The sequence below is a fragment of the Marinobacter sp. MDS2 genome (assembly GCF_030718085.1).
Taxonomy (GTDB): Bacteria; Pseudomonadota; Gammaproteobacteria; order Pseudomonadales; family Oleiphilaceae; genus Marinobacter.
The window spans coordinates 22,722-45,288 of sequence record NZ_JAVAJF010000002.1 but is presented as its reverse complement, the minus strand read 5'-3'; the positions used below and the strand labels follow the sequence as shown (position 1 = coordinate 45,288).

General features: G+C 57.0%; 20 protein-coding genes. 5 read left to right on the top strand and 15 right to left on the bottom strand.

Annotated features, from left to right (window positions below; all coding sequences use genetic code 11):
- Positions 1-17: 17 nt before the first annotated feature.
- The 4 genes from Q9245_RS11010 to dxs all read left to right on the top strand — a co-directional run bounded on the left by Q9245_RS11010 (position 18) and on the right by dxs (position 4,056).
- Complete coding sequence (locus Q9245_RS11010) at positions 18-791, top strand: NRDE family protein (RefSeq protein WP_305897235.1); 774 nt, start codon at positions 18-20, stop codon at positions 789-791.
- 57 nt (positions 792-848) lie between these two features.
- Positions 849-1,103: an exodeoxyribonuclease VII small subunit gene (locus Q9245_RS11005; RefSeq protein ID WP_133006394.1), complete on the top strand. Its 255-nt coding sequence runs from the start codon at positions 849-851 to the stop codon at positions 1,101-1,103.
- The gene (ispA, locus tag Q9245_RS11000; RefSeq protein WP_305897234.1) at positions 1,103-1,999 is read left to right on the top strand and encodes a (2E,6E)-farnesyl diphosphate synthase; all 897 of its coding nucleotides are present in this window, start codon (positions 1,103-1,105) and stop codon (positions 1,997-1,999) included. The genes Q9245_RS11005 and ispA overlap by 1 nt, the downstream gene beginning before the upstream one ends.
- A gap of 125 nt (positions 2,000-2,124) precedes the next feature.
- On the top strand, positions 2,125-4,056 hold the full coding sequence (dxs, locus tag Q9245_RS10995) for a 1-deoxy-D-xylulose-5-phosphate synthase (protein ID WP_305897233.1): 1,932 nt from the start codon (positions 2,125-2,127) through the stop codon (positions 4,054-4,056).
- A 44-nt stretch (positions 4,057-4,100) separates the two neighbouring features.
- Here dxs and ribA read toward each other — a convergent pair whose 3' ends face one another.
- The 6 genes from ribA to Q9245_RS10965 all read right to left on the bottom strand — a co-directional run bounded on the left by ribA (position 4,101) and on the right by Q9245_RS10965 (position 11,340).
- The gene (gene ribA / locus Q9245_RS10990) at positions 4,101-4,712 is read right to left on the bottom strand and encodes a GTP cyclohydrolase II (protein WP_114332903.1); all 612 of its coding nucleotides are present in this window, start codon (positions 4,710-4,712) and stop codon (positions 4,101-4,103) included.
- A gap of 52 nt (positions 4,713-4,764) precedes the next feature.
- Positions 4,765-5,253, bottom strand: coding sequence for a cyclic pyranopterin monophosphate synthase MoaC (moaC, locus tag Q9245_RS10985; RefSeq protein ID WP_305897232.1), 489 nt, complete (start codon positions 5,251-5,253; stop codon positions 4,765-4,767).
- A gap of 39 nt (positions 5,254-5,292) precedes the next feature.
- On the bottom strand, positions 5,293-6,279 hold the full coding sequence (locus Q9245_RS10980; protein WP_305897231.1) for a Nudix family hydrolase: 987 nt from the start codon (positions 6,277-6,279) through the stop codon (positions 5,293-5,295).
- On the bottom strand, positions 6,260-7,477 hold the full coding sequence (gene argJ, locus Q9245_RS10975; protein WP_305897230.1) for a bifunctional glutamate N-acetyltransferase/amino-acid acetyltransferase ArgJ: 1,218 nt from the start codon (positions 7,475-7,477) through the stop codon (positions 6,260-6,262). Before argJ ends, Q9245_RS10980 begins: the two co-directional genes overlap by 20 nt.
- 102 nt (positions 7,478-7,579) lie before the next feature.
- A complete protein-coding gene (gene secA, locus Q9245_RS10970) occupies positions 7,580-10,312 on the bottom strand; it encodes a preprotein translocase subunit SecA (protein WP_305897229.1) in 2,733 nt (910 codons plus the stop codon).
- A gap of 89 nt (positions 10,313-10,401) precedes the next feature.
- Complete coding sequence (locus Q9245_RS10965) at positions 10,402-11,340, bottom strand: M23 family metallopeptidase (protein WP_371824809.1); 939 nt, start codon at positions 11,338-11,340, stop codon at positions 10,402-10,404.
- Between the two features lie 235 nt (positions 11,341-11,575).
- On the opposite strand from Q9245_RS10965, the gene Q9245_RS10960 reads away from it, so the two are divergent.
- Complete coding sequence (locus Q9245_RS10960; RefSeq protein ID WP_305897227.1) at positions 11,576-12,028, top strand: DUF721 domain-containing protein; 453 nt, start codon at positions 11,576-11,578, stop codon at positions 12,026-12,028.
- 11 nt (positions 12,029-12,039) lie between these two features.
- Here Q9245_RS10960 and lpxC read toward each other — a convergent pair whose 3' ends face one another.
- The 9 genes from lpxC to murD form a co-directional block, all read right to left on the bottom strand.
- Positions 12,040-12,957, bottom strand: a complete 918-nt coding sequence (gene lpxC / locus Q9245_RS10955) for a UDP-3-O-acyl-N-acetylglucosamine deacetylase (protein WP_247063142.1) — start codon at positions 12,955-12,957, stop codon at positions 12,040-12,042.
- 213 nt (positions 12,958-13,170) lie between these two features.
- Positions 13,171-14,328 carry a cell division protein FtsZ gene (gene ftsZ, locus Q9245_RS10950; protein WP_199007668.1) on the bottom strand — a complete coding sequence of 386 codons (1,158 nt, stop codon included), beginning with the start codon at positions 14,326-14,328 and terminating at the stop codon, positions 13,171-13,173.
- 98 nt (positions 14,329-14,426) lie between these two features.
- Positions 14,427-15,662 (bottom strand): cell division protein FtsA, encoded by a 1,236-nt coding sequence (gene ftsA, locus Q9245_RS10945; protein ID WP_133006405.1) that lies wholly within the window; start codon positions 15,660-15,662, stop codon positions 14,427-14,429.
- A gap of 36 nt (positions 15,663-15,698) precedes the next feature.
- Positions 15,699-16,538, bottom strand: coding sequence for a cell division protein FtsQ/DivIB (locus tag Q9245_RS10940; RefSeq protein ID WP_305897226.1), 840 nt, complete (start codon positions 16,536-16,538; stop codon positions 15,699-15,701).
- Positions 16,531-17,499 carry a D-alanine--D-alanine ligase gene (locus Q9245_RS10935; protein WP_305897610.1) on the bottom strand — a complete coding sequence of 323 codons (969 nt, stop codon included), beginning with the start codon at positions 17,497-17,499 and terminating at the stop codon, positions 16,531-16,533. Before Q9245_RS10935 ends, Q9245_RS10940 begins: the two co-directional genes overlap by 8 nt.
- Before the next feature lies 1 nt (position 17,500).
- A complete protein-coding gene (murC, locus tag Q9245_RS10930; RefSeq protein ID WP_305897225.1) occupies positions 17,501-18,946 on the bottom strand; it encodes a UDP-N-acetylmuramate--L-alanine ligase in 1,446 nt (481 codons plus the stop codon).
- Entirely contained in the window at positions 18,939-20,024 is a 1,086-nt protein-coding gene (murG, locus tag Q9245_RS10925) for an undecaprenyldiphospho-muramoylpentapeptide beta-N-acetylglucosaminyltransferase (protein WP_305897224.1), read from the bottom strand. Before murG ends, murC begins: the two co-directional genes overlap by 8 nt.
- Entirely contained in the window at positions 20,017-21,216 is a 1,200-nt protein-coding gene (gene ftsW / locus Q9245_RS10920; RefSeq protein ID WP_305897609.1) for a putative lipid II flippase FtsW, read from the bottom strand. The genes murG and ftsW overlap by 8 nt, the downstream gene beginning before the upstream one ends.
- A complete protein-coding gene (gene murD / locus Q9245_RS10915) occupies positions 21,216-22,556 on the bottom strand; it encodes a UDP-N-acetylmuramoyl-L-alanine--D-glutamate ligase (protein WP_305897223.1) in 1,341 nt (446 codons plus the stop codon). The genes ftsW and murD overlap by 1 nt, the downstream gene beginning before the upstream one ends.
- Positions 22,557-22,567: the final 11 nt, after the last annotated feature.

The following is a 22,567-nucleotide window of genomic DNA, read 5'->3' as shown; positions in this document are numbered from 1 at the left end:
AAGGATGACTACCTGCTATGTGCACCATCGTTTTCGCCCTTGGCCAAAGCCGCCAATACCCGCTTGTGGTTGCCGCCAATCGTGATGAATTTTACCGACGTCCCACTGCAGCAATGGACTGGTGGACGACCGACAACGACTCAGAAGTTCTAGCCGGTCGCGATCTGGAATCCGGTGGCACCTGGCTGGCCGTTTCACCTGACGGCCGGGTGGCCGCCGTCACCAATGTCCGAGAAGGCAGTCCCGAAGCGGGCCGCTGCAGCCGGGGCGAATTGCCCCTGAATGCGCTCAGCCTGCCCTACCCGGAACTAAAAGAAACGCTGGGTTCAGAGCCCGGGCGCTACGCAGGCTTCAATCTGGTGTCGCTATCCCCTGACAGGGGCTGGTACTACAGCAACCGGGATGCGCACCCGGGAAGACAGGTGTTCCGCGGCATCTACGGTCTGAGCAATCATCTGCTACAAACACCTTGGCCCAAACTGCTGCGCCTGCGTTCCGCCGTCAGCCAGTCAATCGAAACAGCTCACATTGACACAAGCGCCTTGCACAGCCACCTGATCTCGGTGCTCCAGGACACCACACCCGCCCCTGACAACCTGCTGCCCGACACCGGCGTAGGGCTGGATACCGAGCGTTTTCTCTCCTCCCCGTTCATCAGTGGCGAGCACTACGGCACCCGTGCCACCACCATCGTCACGCTTTCTGCTGACGGTGACACACAGGTCACCGAGCAAACCTGGGGGCCATTCGCCCAGAAGCTCGAAAAGCGAGAGTTCCGCTGGCAGCGATAGCGCAGGGACTCTGTTATAATCCGCGCATTTCCTGACACATTGGAGCGGAGGGCGCCCATGGCCGGTGACAAAGACAAGACATCGATAGCCGACTTTGAAAAATCTCTGGACGAGCTCGAAAAGCTGGTTCGGGATCTGGAGCAGGGCGAACTGCCTTTGGAACAGTCTTTGGCGGCGTTCGAGCGAGGCATTAAATTGACCCGCGAGTGCCAAAGCGCCCTGAAATCGGCCGAACAGCGGGTGGAACAGCTGATTCAGAACAGTGATGGTTCCTTGGAAACACGCCCTTTCGCTGCGGATGATACCCACTGATGACTGATCGCACCGCTCTGGCGATTGACTATATTGAACAATGCCGCCAACGCATCGATGCCGAACTTGATCGCAGCATCCGCCAGGACTCCGCGTCTGAGCGTCTGCAAGAGACTATGCGCTACAGCGTGCTGGGCGGCGGCAAGCGTATTCGCCCTGCGCTTTGTCTGGCGGCCGCTCGGGCTGTTGGCTGCGACGAAGAGATCGCCCTGGTCCCCGCCTGTGCGCTGGAATTAATCCATGCCTACTCGCTGGTCCACGACGATCTGCCAGCTATGGATGACGATGATCTGCGCCGAGGCCGGCCGACCGCCCACATTGCGTTCGACGAAGCCAGCGCCATTCTCGCCGGCGACGCCCTGCAAACACTGGCGTTCAGCTTGCTGGCCAGCGCACCTGAATTAACCGATAGCCAGCGGGTCATCATGATCGCCAAATTGGCTCAGGCCAGCGGGCACGCGGGCATGGTTGGCGGACAAGCCATTGATCTGGAGTCTGTCGGTGTCCAGTTAAGTCTCGATCAGCTTGAAAACATGCACCGCCACAAGACGGGAGCATTGATTGAAGCCAGCGTGGATCTTGGCGCGGTAACCGCCGCCAGCGTCACTCCGGAGCAACGCTCTGCTCTGGCGAATTACGCCCGGGCACTGGGACTGGCCTTTCAGGTTCAGGATGATCTGTTGGATATCGAAGGTGACACGGCCATCATTGGCAAACGTCAAGGCTCGGATGCTGCCAAAGCGAAGCCAACCTACCCGGCTCTGCTTGGGCTCGAAGGTGCGCGGGCGCATCTTGCGACACAGCTGGAGCAAGCCCAGCGGGCACTGGACGGCTTTGGCCAAGAGGCTGAACCGCTGCGCGCGATGGCTGACTACGTGGTCACAAGAAACCACTGACATCCGCATGAACACATGGCAATGCGCCGTTTTGTAACATCTGGCCCGGGAAGCATGAAACAGCCACCGCTGTTCCCTATAATGGCCCGCCAGAGAACTCATATTTTCGAGAAAGACCCGAGCTGATGCAGGACACTTATATATTCAGGGAAATTCCCTCACAGCGGCCGAACACTCCGCTGCTGGACCGTATTGACGCTCCGGCCCAATTGCGTGAACTGCCACCGGAAAATCTGCCTCAACTGGCCCGGGAACTGCGCTCGTTCCTACTGTGGACCGTAGGCCAGACCGGCGGGCACTTTGGTGCCGGCCTGGGAGTTCTGGAGCTAAGCGTCGCCCTGCATTACGTGTTCAACACGCCGGAAGACCGCCTGGTCTGGGACGTGGGCCATCAAGCTTACCCCCATAAAATTCTGACCGGACGCCGAGAGCAAATGGGCACGATTCGCCGCAAAGGCGGGCTTGCCGGTTTCCCGAAACGCGCTGAAAGCGAATACGACACCTTTGGTGTGGGCCACTCAAGCACCTCGATCAGTGCCGCCTTGGGCATGGCCATTGCCGCCCGCATGCAGAACACCGGCCGCAAAAGCATTGCCGTGATTGGCGACGGCGCGATGACCGCAGGCATGGCCTTTGAAGCGCTGAACCACGCCGGCCACCTGCACGCCGATATGCTAGTGATCCTGAACGACAACGACATGTCGATTTCACGCAACGTTGGCGGTCTTTCCAATTATTTCGCCAAGCTGCTGGCAAGTCGCACGTACAACCAGGTTCGGGACAGCAGCAAAAAGGTGCTTGCCGGCACCCCCAATCTGATGGCGCTGGCGAAAAAGACCGAAGAGCACTTCAAGGGCATGATTGCCCCGGGCACCCTGTTCGAAGAACTGGGCTTCAACTACATCGGCCCCATTGACGGTCATGACCTGCCGTTGCTGGTAGAAACGCTGGAAAACATCCGGGACCTCGACGGCCCGCAGTTTTTGCACATTGTGACCACCAAAGGTAAAGGTTTTGCGCCGGCCGAGGCGGATCCTATTGGTTATCACGCCATCAACAAGATTGAGCCGGTCCCGGCCGACAAGCCGGAACCCGTAGTACCAAAACCGGCCAGCCCCAAATACGCCAATGTCTTTGGTCAATGGCTGTGCGATGCTGCGGAGCAGGATGATCGCGTTGTCGGCATCACCCCGGCCATGTGCGAAGGTTCGGATTTACTGGCTTTCTCCGAGCGCTTTCCGGATCGATATTTCGATGTCGCCATTGCCGAACAGCATGCGGTAACGCTCGCTGCAGGGCTTGCCTGTGATGGCGCCAAGCCCGTCGTCGCGATTTACTCGACCTTTCTTCAGAGAGGCTACGACCAGCTGGTTCATGACGTTGCCATTCAGGACCTAGATGTCCTGTTTGCGATCGATCGGGCGGGACTGGTGGGTGAAGATGGCCCAACCCATGCTGGCGCGTTCGATATCAGTTATCTGCGCTGCATTCCCGGCATGGTCATCATGACCCCATCGGATGAAAACGAAACCCGCCAGCTGCTGCACACCGGCCTGCTACACGAAGGACCTGCAGCCGTGCGTTACCCTCGGGGTACCGGCCCGGGTGCCGAGATCGCGCAAGAGCTGACACCGCTGCCAATCGGCAAAGGCCATCGTATACGTGAAGGGGCACGTGTGGCCATCCTGAACTTTGGCCCGCTGCTCGAGCCCGCATTGAAAGCGGCGGAAGAGCTAAACGCCACGGTGGCCGACATGCGCTTCGTCAAGCCACTGGATGAGGCTTTGGTGCTGGAGCTTGCGGAACAGCACGACTTGCTCGTTACCCTGGAAGAGAATGCGATAGCGGGCGGTGCAGGCAGCGCCGTCACCGAGTTCCTGTGCGCCAATGAAGTGACTCTGCCGGTGATGCAATTAGGCCTTCCCGACCGTTTTGTCGACCACGGCAAACCGTCGGAGTTGTTGGCCGAATGCGGACTGAATGCTGAAGGGATCAAAAACGCGATCGCCGGGCGGCTGGAACGCTTGCTCGGGCGGCCGGTTAGCGCGGCCAAATAAGAAAAAAGCGCTGGTTAACGCCAGCGCTTTTTTTACAAGAGGGGTCAGGCCGGATCGTCGTCCTGATGGGTTTCAAGCCAATGGCCCAGCTTGCTCTGCTTGGTATTGAGATAATGCTCGTTGTGGGGGTTTCGGCCCACGTGCAGAGGCACCCGCTCAACTATGTTCACACCATAAGACTCAAGCGCCTTCACCTTTCTCGGATTATTGGTCATCAGCTTTAAGCGACCAATGCCCAAGTGTTTCAACATGTCCTGACACATGCTGTAATCCCGCAAATCCGCACCAAAACCCAACTGCTCATTGGCTTCGACTGTGTCAGCACCTTGGTCCTGCAAGCGATACGCCCGTATTTTATTCAGCAGACCAATACCACGCCCCTCCTGGCGAAGATACATCAACAAGCCACGCCCTTCCCGGGCAATGCTGCGCAAGGCTTCTTCGAGCTGGTAGCCGCAATCGCAACGCATGCTATAGAGTGCGTCACCGGTCAGGCACTCGGAATGTGTTCTCGCCAGCACAGGCTCATCGGTACTGATATCACCCAAGGTCAGGGCCACGTGTTCCTTCCCTGTTTCGATCTCTTCAAAGCCGTGCATATCGAAGACACCAAAGGGGGTAGGCAAACGGCAGGTCTCAATGTAACGAACAGCCACTGTAATTCCTCGTGGTTCTGACAAATGGGGCGGGCATTCTATCACGTGGCCGCTAGCGGCGCGTAGTCTGAGCTAACCAATGACCGGAACGACCGCCTTTTTTTTCCAGCAGCCGAACGTTATCGACCACCATCCCTTTATCCACCGCTTTGCACATATCGTAGAGCGTTAACGCCGCCACCGAGGCGGCGGTCAGTGCTTCCATCTCGACACCGGTCTGGCCAGACAGCTTGCAGCGGGTTTCAATATGAACCGACGCCCCATCAGCACCCGGAGACAGCAGTACCTTGGTGGATGTCAGATTCAACGCATGACACAGGGGGATTAAATCGTGGGTTTTCTTGGCGGCCATGATGCCGGCAATTCGGGCCGTGGCCAGTACATCACCCTTCGGGTGCTCGCCATCCACAATCATTCTGAGGGTTTCGGGCAACATACGCAGCGTTGCTTCAGCACGCGCTTCGCGCTCAGTAACGGCTTTCTCCGTCACATCCACCATTCGCGCTTCACCTTTTTCATCCAGATGAGTCAGTTTGCTCACGCTTGGCACCCTCCGTGTTGAGTTTCAGTTCTGCGATTGTCATGCATGGGGCGGCCACCAGAAACGAATGCCGGCAATACCCTGCGCACCGCAGGATCGCGCCTGGCCTTGCTGTTCCAATGTCAAACCACCCAGCCCATAGACCGGGATGACCGCCGCCGACACCTGCCGTTCAAATTCCCGCCAACCCAGCGCCGGTTCGCCAGGATGGCTGGCCGTCGGCAAGACCGGCCCGAATACCGCGTAGTCCGCGCCCAAACGCTCAGCATGGCGCAGTTGGTCCGCATTATGGCATGACACTCCCAGCACTCGATTCACCGGCACAGGGCGCTCTGACAAGCCTTCAGCTTCGCGCCAAGGCAAATGCAATCCCGCAGCCTCCGGAAACTCGGAGATCAGATCCGGACTACCGTGCAACAGCACCCCTACCCCGGAATCTTCCACCTCGGTCAAAACCGCTTTCGCCAACTTTCGATAATCATGAGCGGGCAAATCCGGCGCGCGCAGAACCACCAACCCGGATTTCAGGGAAGGCAATGCGGCGGCGAATCGACTGTAGCCATTTTCCCACGATGCCATGGCACCGGTTATTGGTAGATTCACGGGTAAGTTCAAGGCTCGAATGATTGGCCGGTTGGCAGCCGGGAAATCTTCATCCCGTAACGAAAGAGGCGGCAGCCACTCGATCGGCTGGCCTTCCCGCCCCTCGGGCTCGCCTTTGGCGGCGGAGGTTTTCCACACATCCAGAAAAACCTGCTTGTCGCCGTAGTCGTGACGAATACCAATCACCGGCTCAAGGCTCTCCAACGGCACGGTCAAACCGGTTTCTTCGGCGATCTCGCGCACCAAAGCCTGCTGAACCGTCTCCCCAGCTTCTACTTTGCCACCGGGAAACTCCAGCAAGCCGCCCTGATGGACGTGATCAGGGCGGCGCGCAATCAACACGCGACCGTCGCGGACAATAACCGCAACGGCAACATGAACCAGCTTGGGCACGGACGGACGATTAGCTGCGGTATTCGGCATTGATGGTCACATAGTCATGGGAAAAATCGCAGGTCCACACCGTTTCCCGGATCTCTCCGCGCTTGAGGTCAATCGCGATGGTAATTTCTTCCTGATCCATCACCGCCTGACCACGCTCCTCGGAATAGTCATCAGCTCGGCCGCCATCACGCACCAGACACACATCACCGAGGTAAATTTCCAGGGCGTGCAAATCCAGGTTCGGGACGCCGGCCCGACCGACCGCCGCCAGAATCCTGCCCCAGTTCGGATCTGACGCGTACAGCGCTGTCTTCACCAATGGCGAATGGGCCACGGTGTAAGCCACATCCAGCGCCTCTTGCTGATTCGCCGCACCGGATACGTCAATGGTCACGAACTTGGTCGCGCCTTCACCGTCACGAACAATGGCGTGAGCCAGCTCCAGATAGATATCACGCAATGCTGTTTTCAATTCTGCGAACAGCGGGCTGTCTGTCGTGATTTCCGGCCCACCGTAACGGCCACTGGCAATCAGCATGCAGGCATCGTTGGTGGAAGTATCGCTATCAATGGTAATCCGGTTAAAGGACTTTTCGCCCAGTTCCGAGGCCAATTCCTGCAAGGCGTCCGGAGCAATTTTTGCATCGGTGGCAATAAAGCCGAGCATGGTCGCCATATTCGGGCGAATCATGCCGGCCCCCTTGCTGATGCCCGAGATCGTCACCTTATGGCCGCCCAGGTTGATTTGACGGGATGCCCCTTTTGGCCGGGTGTCGGTCGTCATGATACCGCTGGCCGCCTCAGCCCAACGGCCTTCTGAAGCTCCTGCCAGTGCGTCTGGCAAGGCTCCAACGATCTTATCGACCGGCAAAGGCTCGCCAATCACGCCTGTGGAGAACGGCAAGACACAATTTGTATCCACACCCGCATTTTCTGCCAGGGCCGCACAGCATCGCTCGGCATCTGCCAGCCCGGCGTCTCCGGTGCCGGCGTTGGCATTACCGGTATTGATCAGTAGATAACGGGGGGCCGTTTCAGCCAGATGGCGGCGACTCAGTACAACAGGGGCTGCGCAGAACTGGTTCTGTGTAAAGATGCCGGCGACCCGGGCATCGGGGGCCAGCTCAAACACGACAATATCCTTACGACCAGGCGTTTTGATGCCTGCACTGGCAATACCAATCTTCACCCCTGCAACCGGATGAAACTCCGGCAAAGTTCCGGGACCTACCGCCATGCGAATCTCCTTGAATGAGTACCAATCTGAAAACGACAAAACCCGCAAGCTGCTCTTGATCAGGCAGTTTGCGGGTTCTGGTTTGCGCGCTTAGGTGCCGGCTTAACTCACCTTACCGCAGCATTGCTTATATTTCTTACCAGACCCGCAGGGACAAGGCTCGTTTCGGCCAACTTTGCGCTCCTGGCGGACAAAGGTATCCGGCGTTGCTTGCTGCCCGCCCTCGCCTTCACCTTGCGCGGGAGCGGCGGCACTGGTTTCGTCATGGCGCAGGTTAGCTCGCGCCATTTCGCGCTCAAGCTCTTCCTTACGGCGACGCTCTACTTCTTCCATTTCTTCCCGACTCTGAACGCGAACGTGGCTCAGCACCCGGGCAACATCCCGTTTCATACCGTCCAGCATATTTTCAAACAGGTTAAACGCTTCGCGCTTGTATTCCTGCTTGGGGTTTTTCTGAGCATAGCCACGCAAGTGAATACCGCGGCGCAAGTGGTCCATGTTTGACAGATGCTCTTTCCAGAGCGTATCCAATACCTGCAGGAAGACCTGTTTCTCGAACTTGCGCATGGACTCGGCGCCAGCAATCTCTTCCTTCGCTTTATACTCGGCAACAATGGCGTCCAGTATTTTCTGACGCAAGTTGTCTTCGAACAGCTTGCTGTCCTCTTCCAGCCACTGCTGGATCGGCAGTTCAATGGCCATTTCTGACTGCAGCTGCGCTTCCAGCCCGGCCACATCCCACTGCTCGGGCATGCTTTGAGGCGGAATGAACTCACTGATCAGCGAATCAACTACATCTTCCCGAATCGTATCCACCATTTCGGATACGTCTTCAGAGGCCATAACCTCATTACGCTGTTCGTAAATAACGGTACGCTGATCGTTGGCAACGTCATCGTACTCAAGCAGCGTTTTACGCATGTCAAAGTTGCGCCCTTCAACTTTGCGCTGGGATTTCTCGATGGCATTGGTGACCATGCGATGCTCGATGGCCTCGCCTTTCTTCATGCCCATGGCCTGCATCAGATTCTTCACACGCTCGGGCGCGAAGATTCGCATCAGGTTGTCTTCCAGTGACAGGAAGAAGCGAGAGGAACCCGGGTCGCCTTGCCGGCCGGCACGGCCTCGCAGCTGGTTATCAATCCGGCGGGATTCATGCCGCTCAGTACCGATAATGTGCAAGCCACCCGCTTCCAGCAGCTGATTGTGGCGCTCGGTCCACTCCGCCTTCAGACGGGCAACCTCTTCTTCCGAGGCATCGGCCATGCCAGCGGCTTCAAACTCCCAGTTACCGCCCAACACAATATCGGTACCACGGCCTGCCATGTTGGTGGCAATGGTAACAGCCCCCGGACGACCCGCCTGAGCAATAATCTGCGCTTCCGATTCGTGCTGTTTGGCGTTCAGGATCTTGTGATCGATACGAGCTTTCTTCAGCAGCATCGACAGCAACTCAGACGCTTCAATAGAAGCGGTACCCACCAGAATCGGCCGACCTTCAGCGGTTACGTCTTTGATCTCGTCGATGATGGCGTGAAATTTTTCTTCCTGCGTCAGATACACCAGATCATTGTAATCAATACGCTGGATGGGTTTGTTAGGCGGAATCACCACCACGTCCAGGCCGTAAATCTGGCGGAATTCGAACGCTTCGGTGTCTGCGGTACCGGTCATGCCGGCCAACTTTTCGTACAGGCGGAAGTAATTCTGAAAGGTGGTTGAAGCCAGAGTCTGGCTTTCGGCCTGTATCTTGAGGCCTTCTTTCGCTTCAATCGCCTGATGCAGACCTTCGCTCCAGCGGCGACCCGGCATAGTACGGCCCGTGTGCTCATCAACGATCACCACCTGGCCACCCTGAACGATGTAATCCACATCTTTCTGGAACAAATGGTGCGCCCGCAGGCCGGAGTGCACATGGTGCAGCAGGCCCAGGTTGGCTGCCGAGTACAGGCTTTCGCCTTCCTGCAGGAGACCGCGGCTCAGCAAAAGCTCTTCGACTTTCTCGTGACCGGTTTCGGTCAGCTCCACCTGACGGGACTTTTCATCAATGGTGAAGTCGCCGGTGGATTCACCCTCTTCACTGACCTCGCCCTTCTCCAGGCTCGGGATCAGTGTATTGATGGCTTGGTACATCTTTGAGGAGTCTTCCGCAGCGCCCGAAATAATCAGCGGCGTGCGCGCCTCGTCGATCAAAATGGAATCGACTTCGTCCACAATGGCGAAGTTCAGCCCACGCTGCACCTTGTCTTCAATGCTGAAGGCCATGTTATCGCGCAGGTAATCAAAACCGAATTCGTTGTTTGTGCCGTAGGTTATGTCAGCCTGGTAGGCGGCTTTCTTTTCTTCCGGCGCCTGTCCGGCAACGACAACACCCACTTCCATACCCAGGAAACGGTAGAGCTTGCCCATCCACTCGGCATCCCGTCGGGCAAGGTAGTCGTTCACGGTAATAACGTGTACGCCTTTACCCGGCAGAGCATTCAGATACACCGCGGCGGTCGCAACCAGCGTTTTACCTTCACCGGTTTTCATCTCGGCGATACGGCCCTCGTGCAGGGTCATACTGCCCACCAGCTGGACATCGTAATGGCGCATGCCCATTACGCGGCGGCTGGCCTCACGAACGGTGGCGAAAGCTTCGGGAAGGATGGCGTCTAACGTTTCGCCCTCTTCCAAGCGACGGCGGAACACGGCCGTCTTGCCCTGCAATTCGGTATCCGACAGTGCGCTAAACTGCTCTTCAAGTTCATTGACACGCAAGACAACCTTGCGCATCCGCTTGATTTCTCGAGCGTTCTTACTGCCAAACATCTTGGTTGCGAGCTTTGTGAACATAGACCACGGCTTCTTCAGTTAAACGGAGGAAGCCGGCATTCTAACCTTATTTAGGCGAAGGACAAAAGGAGGGCTTCACGGGAATGAAATCAGCGGCTTGCGCGCCGGATATATTTTTCGGGGTTTTCGGGCTTGCCGTTGCGGATAACTTCAAAATGCACGTGCGGGCCGGTAGAACGACCGGTACTGCCCATCAGCGCAACACTCTGCCCCTTCTGGACGATATCTCCCACCTTCACCTTGATGGCTTTTGCGTGCGCGTATCGGGTCACAAGCCCCTCGCCATGATCAATCTCGACCAGGTTACCGTACCCATAGCGCTCATCGGCGTAGGTGACCACGCCACTGGCAACCGCAATGATGTCACTGCCGTCTTTACCAGCGAGATCCACACCGCTGTGCCAGGTGCGCTTACCCGTAAACGGATCAGACCGATAACCATACTTCGAAGACAACCAGCCCCAGGTAATCGGGCGCCCCTGCACGTACAATTCGTCTTCCAGCTTCTGGCGCGAGGCCACTTTCTCCAGCAGGCGCAACTGCTTTTCCCGATCTTCAATTTGCGCCTCGATCTGATCGATCATATCGGTCAATTCAGGCGCACGAAAAGAATCTGCTGACAACCCACCCTCTTCCGGGCCACCAACCGCGGCGGGCTGATCAAAATTAAACTCGTCGCTGGTGACAATGCCGGATTCAACAAATCGCTGCCCCAGCGCATCCAGCCGCAACAAGCTGCCCTGAATGCGGCCTAGCCGAAGGGTCAATGCATCAATCTGTAGATCTACATCCTGGCGCACCCGATCCATTTCGGCTTTTTGTTCTTGCAGTTTTGCCCGCCATTCGGCCACCAGCTCCGACTCAGTCGGTTCCGCTGCCGCGACTCTTTCCATGGCAAAACGGTAGCCGCCCCAACCAGCTGCCAGTACCACCACCAACACGCCAAAAAAGAGGGCGGTTATGGTTGCTGCGTTCAGGTTAAGAGATCTTGGCTGGCTATGGCTTTTGCCAACGAAAATTACATTCATATCGTCGTTCGGTGTCATATAGGGAGTCGCAACCATATCCGTTGTAGTGCTGCGATCCGGAGTGTTTCCGAGCGGGTCTGCTATCCTTAGCAACAACTACGCACTGAAAAAAGTCGTAGCATCCGGTAGACATTGACTTCCATCACAATGTAAAACGGCCGTGTTATAGACGCTACGCATAAAACGTGCCGAAGTGTAACCAATCGTAAACCGATGAGTCGAGCAAAACCCGGCAATGAGCAAAAAAAACGATCAAAAAACGATCTTCAGCACAGTTTCGGCAAGCTCAGGGACGACCCTGAAACAACTGGTCGCGAAAGCCGGAATGCATCTCGAAGCTGAACAAATCGTGCTTTCGGCCATTCCCGATGAGCTCAGTGAAGGCACGCGATTTGTCGCCTGCCAGGACGGGGAACTGGTACTGTCAACGGATACCGCCAGCAAAGCCACCCGGCTCAGATTCCGCCAACACGAAATTATGGAAGCACTGCGGGAAAACGAGCTCTTTCGGTTCGTCTGGAAGGTTCGCGTTAAAGTCGCGCCCGCCCGCTACAAAACACGCAAAAAAGTCGAAAAGGTACCCCTCAGCAAAGAAAATGCCCGACTCCTCTCAGAGGAAGCCGGGCACACGAAGGATAAAGCTCTACGCGAGGTTCTCGAAAAACTCGCAAGCCACGTCCGGGATTAAGGCGTCCCGCCTTAGCCCTCGACCGCCAGCACAGGCTTCATGTAGGAAATCGGAGCCGTTGCTTCGTCTTCGAAGGTCACAACTTCCCACGATTCCTCTTCAGCCCTGAGCTTACGCAGCAGTTTGTTGTTCAAGTCGTGGCCAGACTTCACACCACGGAACTCTCCAATCAAACTGTTGCCGAGCAAATACAGATCTCCGATCGCATCTAACACTTTGTGCTTGACGAACTCGTCGTCGTAGCGCAAACCGTCTTCGTTCAGGATCTTGTAGTCATCAACCACAATCGCGTTATCGACACTGCCACCGAGGGCCAGATTCATGGCTCGCAGCTTTTCGATATCACGCATGAACCCGAAAGTACGGGCCCGGGATACTTCTTTAACAAAGGAAGTGCTGGAGAAATCGACCGTTGCGGTTTGGGCGCGGCCCTTGAACACCGGGTGATCGAAATCAATACCAAAGCTGACCTTGAAGCCCTCGAACGGCAGGAAGGTGGCCTTTTTGCCATCTTCTTCAACGGTCACTTCCCGTTTGATACGGATAAAGCGCTTGGCGGCTTCCTGTTCGGCAATACCTGCTGACTGCAGCAGGAACACGAACGGGCCAGCCGAGCCGTCCATAATCGGCACTTCGGCAGCGCTCAGCTCCACGTAACAGTTGTCAATTCCGAGACCAGCCATAGCAGACAGTAAATGCTCTACTGTTGCCACACGCACACCGTCTTTTACCAGCGTCGTGGACAGCGTGGTCTCACCCACATTTTCCGCACAGGCACGAATTTCAACCACTGGGTCGAGGTCCGTGCGCCGGAAAATGATTCCGGCGTCGACCGGGGCCGGTTTCAGGGTCAGGTAAACCTTTTCCCCTGAGTGCAGGCCAACACCGGTCGCGCGGATGGTGTTTTTGAGTGTGCGTTGTCTAATCATCGGTCATTATTCCGTCACAAAAGAGCGATATTCTGAGCAAAAATCTGCCCGAAGAATATCAGAATTCAAGACTGAGCACCATTTAACCAACACAAGTTTCGTTAACTTATGCAATAGCGTATGGCTATGATCAATCAGCTCGTCTTTGACAGAGGCTTATCACTCCGCACTCGTAACGAATGCACGCCTACCTGTCAGCATCGAGCCAGATTATCAATCAGCCTGCCGGCGAAGGAATGCGGGAATATCGAGATAGTCCACGCCTTGCTCTTCGCTTTCTTTGCTCTGGTCCAGTGCTACGTTGCCTTGCGTGACCGCGCGACGACGCAGAATGGCCGGTCGATCCAACTGGTTGTAATCGGTTTTACCATCCAGAGTGCGGGAGTTGTCCACAACCTTGGTTGGCTTTTCGCGATCACCACCGAGACCGGTCGCCACCACAGTGACTTTCAGCTCTTCCGTCATTTCCGGATCAATCACGGTACCCACAACAACCGTGGCAGATTCGGAAGCGAATTCACGGATAATGTCACCCACCTCGGTGAACTCACCCAAGTTAAGATCCATACCGGCTGTGATGTTAACCAGAATACCTTTGGCACCCTGCAGGTTAACGTCTTCAAGAAGCGGGCTGCGAACCGCCGCTTCAGCAGCTTCCTGCGCCCGGTTTTCACCGGTTGCACGAGCGGTACCCATCATGGCCATGCCCATCTCGGACATCACTGTCTTCACGTCGGCAAAGTCGACGTTGATCATACCGTTACGGGTGATCAGGTCGGCGATACCCTGAACGGCGCCCAGCAGAACATCGTTAGCCGCAGCGAATGCGTCCAGCAGACTGGTCTTCTTGCCCATGACCGCCAGCAGTTTTTCGTTCGGAATGGTGATCAGTGAATCGACGCTTTCTTCGAGCTCCTTCAAGCCGGATTCGGCCACGCTCATACGCTTGCCGCCTTCAAACTGGAACGGCTTGGTGACCACCGCCACAGTCAGGATGCCCAGCTCTCGGGCCACCTCGGCAACAATCGGTGCTGCTCCGGTACCAGTACCACCACCCATACCAGCAGTAATAAACACCATGTCGGACCCGCTCAGCGCCTCCGCGATGCGGTCACGATCTTCAAGGGCCGACTGGCGCCCAACTTCCGGATTCGCACCGGCACCCAACCCTTTGGTGATGTTGCCACCGAGCTGGATGATTTGACGCGCGTCCAGGTCTGTCAGTGCCTGGGCGTCTGTGTTGGCGCAAATAAACTCAACGCCCTCAATGTCGCTGTTAAGCATGTGACGAACGGCGTTACCACCACCGCCACCAACACCGACAACCTTAATGACTGCGCTTTGTTGCACATTATCAACGAGTTCAAACATATCCCCTACTCCTTCGTGCTGTTTCCGGTCTATCCAGACCAGTTATTGCATTCGTTATGTGTTTTCGAGAAACCTTCGTGTACTGCCCCTGATCACCGTCAGAACTGACCGGTAAACCAGGCTTTCATGCGCTCAATCAATGAGGGAGCATCCTCAGCTTTGAGCACCGGTGTCCGGCCAAGGTCCATTTGCCGGAAACCATGAATCAACAAGCCAACGCCGGTGGCGTAAATCGGATTGTTGACCACCTCCGTCATGCCGGAGACCGCCTGCGGACAGGCCAGTCTTACCGGCATGTGGAAGATCTCTTCGGCCAGCTCTACCACCCCTTCCATGGTGGAGGAGCCGCCGGTGATAACGATGCCTGCCGGAATCATCTCTTCGAATCCCGAGCGGCGTAATTCTGACTGCACCAACGTGAACAGTTCTTCGTAGCGAGGCTCCACGACCTCCGCCAAGGCCTGCCGGGACAGATCCCGCGGTGCCCGGTCACCAACGCTGGGCACTTTGATGGTGTCTTCAGCGCCTGCAAGCTGGGTCAGCGCGCAGGCGTATTTGATCTTGATTTCTTCCGCGTTCTGGGTCGGCGTGCGCAGGGCCATGGCGATGTCATTGGTCACCTGATCACCGGCGATCGGAATGACCGCGGTATGGCGGATGGCGCCACCGGTAAACACAGCGATGTCGGTGGTGCCGCCGCCCACATCGACCACACAAACGCCCAACTCTTTTTCGTCTTCGGTCAGGATCGCGTGGCTGGAGGCCAGTTGCTCTAGGATGATGTCGTCCACTTCCAATCCGCAGCGTTTCACGCACTTGTCGATATTCTGGGCCGCGTTGACCGCACAAGTGACCAAATGCACCTTGGCTTCCAGACGAACGCCGGACATCCCCATGGGCTCTTTGATGCCTTCCTGGTTATCGATGACGAATTCCTGCGGAAGAATATGCAGTACCTTCTGATCCGCTGGTATCGCGACGGCCTGAGCCGCATCAATCACCCGATCAATGTCCGCCTGGGTCACTTCCCGATCCCGGATTGCAACAATGCCATGCGAGTTCAGGCTCTTGATGTGGCTTCCGGCAATTCCCGCATACACAGAGTGGATCCGGCAGCCAGCCATCAGTTCGGCTTCTTCCACCGCCCGCTGAATGGCCTGCACGGTAACCTCGATGTTCACCACCACTCCGCGCTTGAGCCCGCGAGATGGGTGCGAGCCAATTCCGACGACTTCAATGGTTCCATCCATTTTGCGCTTGCCGACGATCGCAACCACCTTGGAGGTTCCGATATCCAGGCCGACAATCATGTTTTCCGTTTCAACCGATGACATGTGATTCACCAAACCCCAAGTTCGTAATATTCGTGATCAGGACTTCGGTGCAGCCACTGCTGCATCCGCTTTCCACTGCACCGCTATGCCGTTTGTATAGCGGGCATCTACCCGGCTGACTTCGTCCACGCGGGACGCCAACCGGTTCTCGTAAACCGTTATGAAACGCTCGAATCGCTGCTCGACCTTATCGCGCCCCAACACCACTTCAATGCCATTCGCGAGCGTCAGCGTCCAGGCGCCCCGCGCCTCAAGCGCCAGCCCGGCAAAACCAAGCCCGTATCCATACAACTGCTCACTCATTTTCCGCGCCATGGTGATGACCTCTCTCACTCGCTCATCCGGCCCCGACAGCTTTGGCAAGCGGCCGGCCACTTCCGGATTCGGCGGCGAAAACAGCTCGCCGGAGCGGCTAACCAGTCGGCCATCACTCCAATAGGCCAGAGGCTTTTTCTCGCGAATATCAATCACCAGACGCCCAGGCCATACACGCTTAACTGCGGCAGATTCAACCCACGGCCTCTGCTCCAGCGACGCTTTGATGTCGGCCAGATCGGTCGAGAAATAGCTTTTACCGATCCAGGCTCCCGCAGCTCGCTCCAGGTCCACCCGGCTGTCCCCGACAAACTGGCCCTGAACATCGACGGCCAGGATCTGCTGGTCCATTGCCGTCAACAGACGATCGGTTCCCCACGGCACCAAAGCTGCCAGTAAAACCACCGTCGCTCCCAAGCCAACCTGCAACCAGGGCACAGCCGCCAAAATCGCTTTCAACACCCCAAACCGGTCTTGCCCAGGCTCTACGGTGGTTGCCCCCCGTCGCCGGGGCTGCTCAGGCGGTATCGCCCGGCTCCGGATCAGTAGTGTTTCAAGCATTCGGTGCCTCCACCAAAGTGTCTTCCAGAATTCTCACCACCAGCTCTTGAAAGCTGATGCCAGCGGCTTTCGCCGCCATAGGTACCAGGCTGTGATCGGTCATTCCCGGTACGGTGTTAACCTCCAGCAGCCAGAACTCACCCTGGGCATCCTGCATGATGTCTACGCGGCCCCAGGTTCGGCAGCCAACCACACGAAACGCCTCCAGTGCCAACTGCTGCAACTGCAGCTCTTTCTCGACCGACAAGCCGCAGGGAATGCGGTAGCGCGTGTCGTCCGCCAAATACTTTGCGTCGTAATCGTAGAAGTCGTGATCGGTGCTCAGGCCAATCGCCGGGAGTGCTTTGTCTTGCAGCAGGCTCACAGTGAATTCAGGACCTTCAATCCACTGTTCCACCAACACCAGATCGTCCATCGCAGCAGCCGATTCGTAGGCTTCAACAAGTTCACTGACGCTGCGGACCTTGCGAATGCCGATGCTGGAACCTTCGTGCGCGGGCTTGACGCTCAGCGGCGTACCCAGCCTGGCCACAATATCTTCTGCTTCCTCGGCGGACTTCATCGCGCGAAACGCCGGCGTCGGAAGCCCACAGCCTTCGAACACGTACTTGGTGCGCAACTTGTCCATCGCCAACGCAGATGCCAATACTTCGCTTCCGGTATAGGGAATACCCGCCTGCTGCAGAATCGCCTGTATGGTTCCGTCTTCACCGCCTCTGCCATGCAGAGCGATAAACACCCGGTCAAACTCCGGGGATTCTACGGTGCTCAGCAAACAGCCCTGAACATCGATCCCATGGGCATCCACACCAGCCGACTGCAGGGCTGACAACACCGCTTCGCCACTATTCAGGGAAACCTCCCTCTCGGCAGAGTTGCCTCCCATAAAGACCGCAACCCGGCCCAAGGCTTTCACCAGCTCGGGCGATGCCAAATAGTTATCGGAGTCGGTATGGCTCATCTCACTCACTTTTCGCTACTCCTGCTGCGGCGAGGCGTGCCGCCACACCGCCAATGTCACCGGCGCCTTGCGTAATCAACAAGTCGCCATCTTGAAGCATCTTTTCCAGAAGACCTTCAATTTCCTGGTTGTCTTCAACAAATACCGGCTCGACGTTGCCGCGCTGGCGAATGCTTCGGCACAAAGCCCGCCCATCAGCGCCCGGAATGGCAGCTTCGCCGGCGGAATACACGTCCATCAACAACAGGCCATCGACTTCAGAAAGCACTCGAACAAAATCTTCGTAAAGGTCACGTGTTCGGGTGAAACGGTGAGGCTGATACAGCATCACGATGCGACGATCCGGCCATGCGCCCCGAGCAGCCTTGATAACCGCTTCCACCTCCGTGGGATGGTGACCGTAGTCATCCACCAAGGTGGCTTGAGCATTGGCTGTCTGGTATTCACCGTACACCTGGAAACGGCGACCAACGCCGGCGAAACCTGCCAGACCCCGGCAGATGGCCTTGTCGTCTACGCCTTCATCCGTTGCAACCGCAATTACCGCCAGCGCGTTAAGCACGTTGTGCCGACCAGGCATCTTAAGCTCGACATCCAGATCGGGGCGGCCGCCCGGACGACGAACTACAAACCGGGTTTTCAGACCGTCCGAGGAAATATTCTCCGCTCGATAGTCCGCATCCGGATTGTCGATGCCATAGGTGATGATGGCTCGGGAAATGCGCGGGATGATTTCCTGAACATAGGGATCGTCCACACACATCACCGCGATGCCGTAGAACGGCAGGTTGTGCAGGAAGTCCACAAAGGTCTGCTTCAGCTTTTCAATATCGCCGCCATAAGTTTCCATATGGTCGGCTTCGATATTGGTGACCACCGAAATCGTGGGGGTCAGATGCAAGAAGGAAGCATCACTTTCGTCGGCTTCTGCCACCAGATAGCGGGAACCACCGAGCTTGGCGTTGGTACCGGCACTATTGAGCTTGCCGCCGATAACAAAGGTAGGGTCTAGCCCAGCTTCACCCAAAACCGATGCAATCAAACTGGTGGTCGTGGTTTTACCATGGGTACCGGCAACGGCAATACCATGGCGATAGCGCATGATCTCCGCCAGCATCTCGGCACGAGGTACGATCGGCACCCGGCGACTGCGAGCCGACACCACTTCCGGGTTATCCGACGACACGGCAGACGACACCACTACAACATCTGCGTTCGCACTGTTTTCTTCACGGTGGCCGATGTAAACCTGAATACCCATGGCCCGGAGGCGGTCGGTGACCACGCTCTCTTTAATATCGGAGCCGGATACGTCATAGCCCTGGTTCTTCAGAACCTCGGCGATACCGCTCATGCCTGCACCGCCCACACCGATAAAGTGGATACCACGGATACGGCGCATTTCGGGAACCTGATACACCAGCGGCGTATTGTTCGAATCAGCCATTGGCGGCCTCCAGACAGTAATTCACAACTCTCTCCGTTGCATCAGGGCGCGCCAGCGAACGAGCGGCCTGTGCCATGTTCAGTATGCGTTCGCGGTTGCCCGCTAAATCTTTCAGCGTGCCGGCCAACAATTCTGGCGTCAGCTGAGACTGAGGCACCAGAATGGCAGCACCCGCTTTCACCATGTGTTGACCATTGCGGGTTTGATGATCGTCCACTGCGTGTGGGAACGGCACCAACACAGCGCCAACCCCCGCCGCGCACAACTCCGAAACGGTCAAGGCGCCAGCCCGACAAATCACAAGATCAGCCCAGTTATAGGCTTCCGCCATATCGCGGATAAACGGCTCAACGCTGGCGTTAACCCCCGAGGATTCATAAGCTTCGCGCGCGGCCTCAACGTTTTTTTCGCCACACTGGTGGCGCACTTCCGGTCGTTCATTTTCAGGCATGGTCGCTAGCGCCTGAGGCAACTGTTGGTTGAACACTTGCGCACCCAAGCTACCGCCCACCACCAGAATTCGTACCGGCGTGCCTCTACCGTCAAATCTCTGCGCGGGGTCTGGCAGCGCTGCCAAATCTTTACGCACCGGGTTGCCGGTGCAACGGGTAACCGTTTTGCTGCCGAAGCTGCCCGGAAACGCTTCCAACACAATGCTGGCGAAGCGCGTTAGCAGGCGGTTGGTCATGCCCGAAATCGCGTTCTGCTCATGAATAATCAAGGGCTTGCGCAGTAACCAGGCAGCCACGCCTCCTGGGCCAGTGACAAAACCACCCATGCCCACCACACAATCCGGGTTGATCTTGCGCAGCAACGTGTAGGCTTCACCGAGCGCTCGCATCAAACGGAATGGCGCCAACAGTAATGCCAGCTTGCCCTTTCCTCGCAGGCCCTTAATGTGAATCAGCGAAAGCGGAATGTCGGTTTCTCCAATCAACCGCTCTTCCATGCCGCCCTTGGCACCGAGCCAATGCACTTCATGGCCTTGCTCTTGCAGGGCGCGAGCCGTGGCTAATGCCGGAAATACATGGCCGCCCGTTCCGCCGGCCATCATCAGGAAGCGACGGGAACTAGTCATAAACCGCGCCTCCTTTAACTTTCCGGGCAGGTTTGTCTGCCGCCATTTTCTCTTTATCCAAACGTTCCATTTCGACCCTGGCGATGATGCCAAGGCCCACACACGTCACCAGCAAACTGGAACCGCCGTAGCTCACCAAAGGCAGCGTGAGGCCTTTGGTTGGTAGAAGGCCGGTTGTTACACACATGTTGATGGCAGCCTGTAACCCGACCAGCATCGTTAAGCCGTAGCTGAAACAAGCGCCAAACGGCATACCGCTGCGTTCGGCCCGGCGACCAATCACAAAACCGCTCACCACCAAAGCTGTAAACAAGGCCACCACGATCAGCGCCCCGAGCAATCCAAATTCTTCGGCAATGATCGCGAAGATGAAGTCGGTATGGGCTTCCGGCAAAAAGAACAGCTTCTGCACGGAGTTGCCCAGCCCCACGCCGGTCCATTCGCCACGACCAAAGGCGATCAACGATTGGGTGAGCTGATAGCCGCTATCAAACTGATCTTTCCAGGGGTCGAGGTAGCTTACGACCCGCTTCAATCGGTATGGGGCACTGACCACCAGCACGGTTCCCGCAACCACCATCAGGCCAATCAGCGGTAAGAACCGCGTAAGCCGAACGCCGCTCAGGAAAATCACGCCCGCAGCGGCGGCACTCAGCACCACCGAGGCACCGAAATCCGGTTCGATCATCAGCAAACCGACCGCTAGGCCCAAAACGATCAATGGCCGGAAGAAGCCGGACCAATCATTCAGCAAAGCTTCCCGGCGGCGCACAACATAACCCGAGAGGTAGGCGATCAAGCACAGCTTGGCCACCTCGGAAACTTGCACGTTGAACACGCCCATAGGTATCCAGCGGGTTGACCCGTTTACCGTGCGGCCAAGCGGAGTCAAAACCAAAACCAGAACCAACAAGCCAACACCCAGCAGTAACCAGCCACTGCGCTCCCACCAGGAAATCGGAATATTCACCGCTACCAAGGCAGCCAAACACCCGAGCATGGCGAAAATCACTTGCCTTACCACGTAGTGATAGCTGTTACCCAGCGTCGCCGCGGCCACGTCCATCGAAGCAGACGAGATCATCACCATGCCGATAACCAGCAAAGCCACCGATGTCAGCACCAATACCGGCAGGGGCTGAAACTGAAAAGCTTTGGCCTGGTGCTGGGGAATACTGGCGGCGATCTGCATCACAGCGCCTCCACCAACTCGCGGAACTGATCTCCGCGGTCGTTGTAGTCTTTGAACATATCGAAACTGGCGCAGGCCGGTGACAACAACACCCGATCGCCCACGCAGGCCACGTCCCGAGCTTTACCGACCGCTTGCTTCAGGGAGTCAGCCGAGATCTTCTCAACGCCCGGCCCCAGCACGTCGGCAATTGCACCGGCATCCCGGCCAATCAACACGACCGCGCGACAACACGCGATAACCGGCGCGGCCAAGGGGCCGAAATCAGCGCCTTTGCCGTCGCCTCCCACAATCAGAACCACCTTGCCCTGATCCGGCGCCAAACTTTCGATCGCGGCAACAGTTGCGCCGACATTGGTGCCTTTGGAATCGTTGATGTAATCCACCCCATCCAGCTTACGGACAAACTCGCAGCGGTGTGGCAAACCACGAAACTCTCGAGCCACATCCAGCATCACGGGCATCGGCAAACCGGCGGCGTGGCCAAGTGCCAAGGCAGCCATGACATTGCTGATGTTATGGCGCCCCATCAGGTTCAATTCGCTGGCCAGTAACAAGTTGTCGAAGCCAAAGGTAATCCAGGTTCCCTGGTCATCATCCCGGGTACTGAAGGTGTCGGGGTTAACCCGATTGAAACCAAAACACAGGAATCGCAGGTTATCCCGCGCCATGGGAGTGCTCAGAGCATCATCGAGATTCACAATGGCGTGCTTACAACCGCGATATACCCTTTGTTTGGCTTGGAAATACGCCATTTTGTCGGGGTAGCGATCCATGTGGTCATCGCTGACGTTCAACACGGTAGCCGCCACAGCGTTGAGCGCATCGGTGGTTTCCAACTGGAAGCTCGACACTTCCAGAATATAGAGATCCGCGCCTTTGCCGAGCAGATCCAGGGCCGGCGTGCCAATGTTGCCGCCCACCTGCACCTTGAGCCCGGCGGCTTTCGCCATCTCGCCCAACAGGGTGGTCACGGTGGTTTTCCCGTTAGACCCGGTAATGGCAACGACAGGCGCATCGGCTGCCTCGGCAAACAGATCGACGTCACCGCGAATCAGCGCACCTTTCTTCGCAGCGGCCTCGATGGCCGGCTCGGCAATGCTGATGCCCGGACTCACAACCAACTCGCTGAAACCGGCGAATAATTCGGGATCAAACTCTCCGAGGTGCACCGGCACTTCTGGCCAGCCCTCGTGCAACTCTTCCAGCCCCGGTGGATTTGTACGGCTGTCAGCCACCGTCACCGATCGGCCCTGCCCGGACAAATAGCGCACGCACGAGAGCCCGGTCTTACCGAGCCCTACGATCAATGTGCGACGATCCGAAACAATGACACTCATAGCGACGTTAC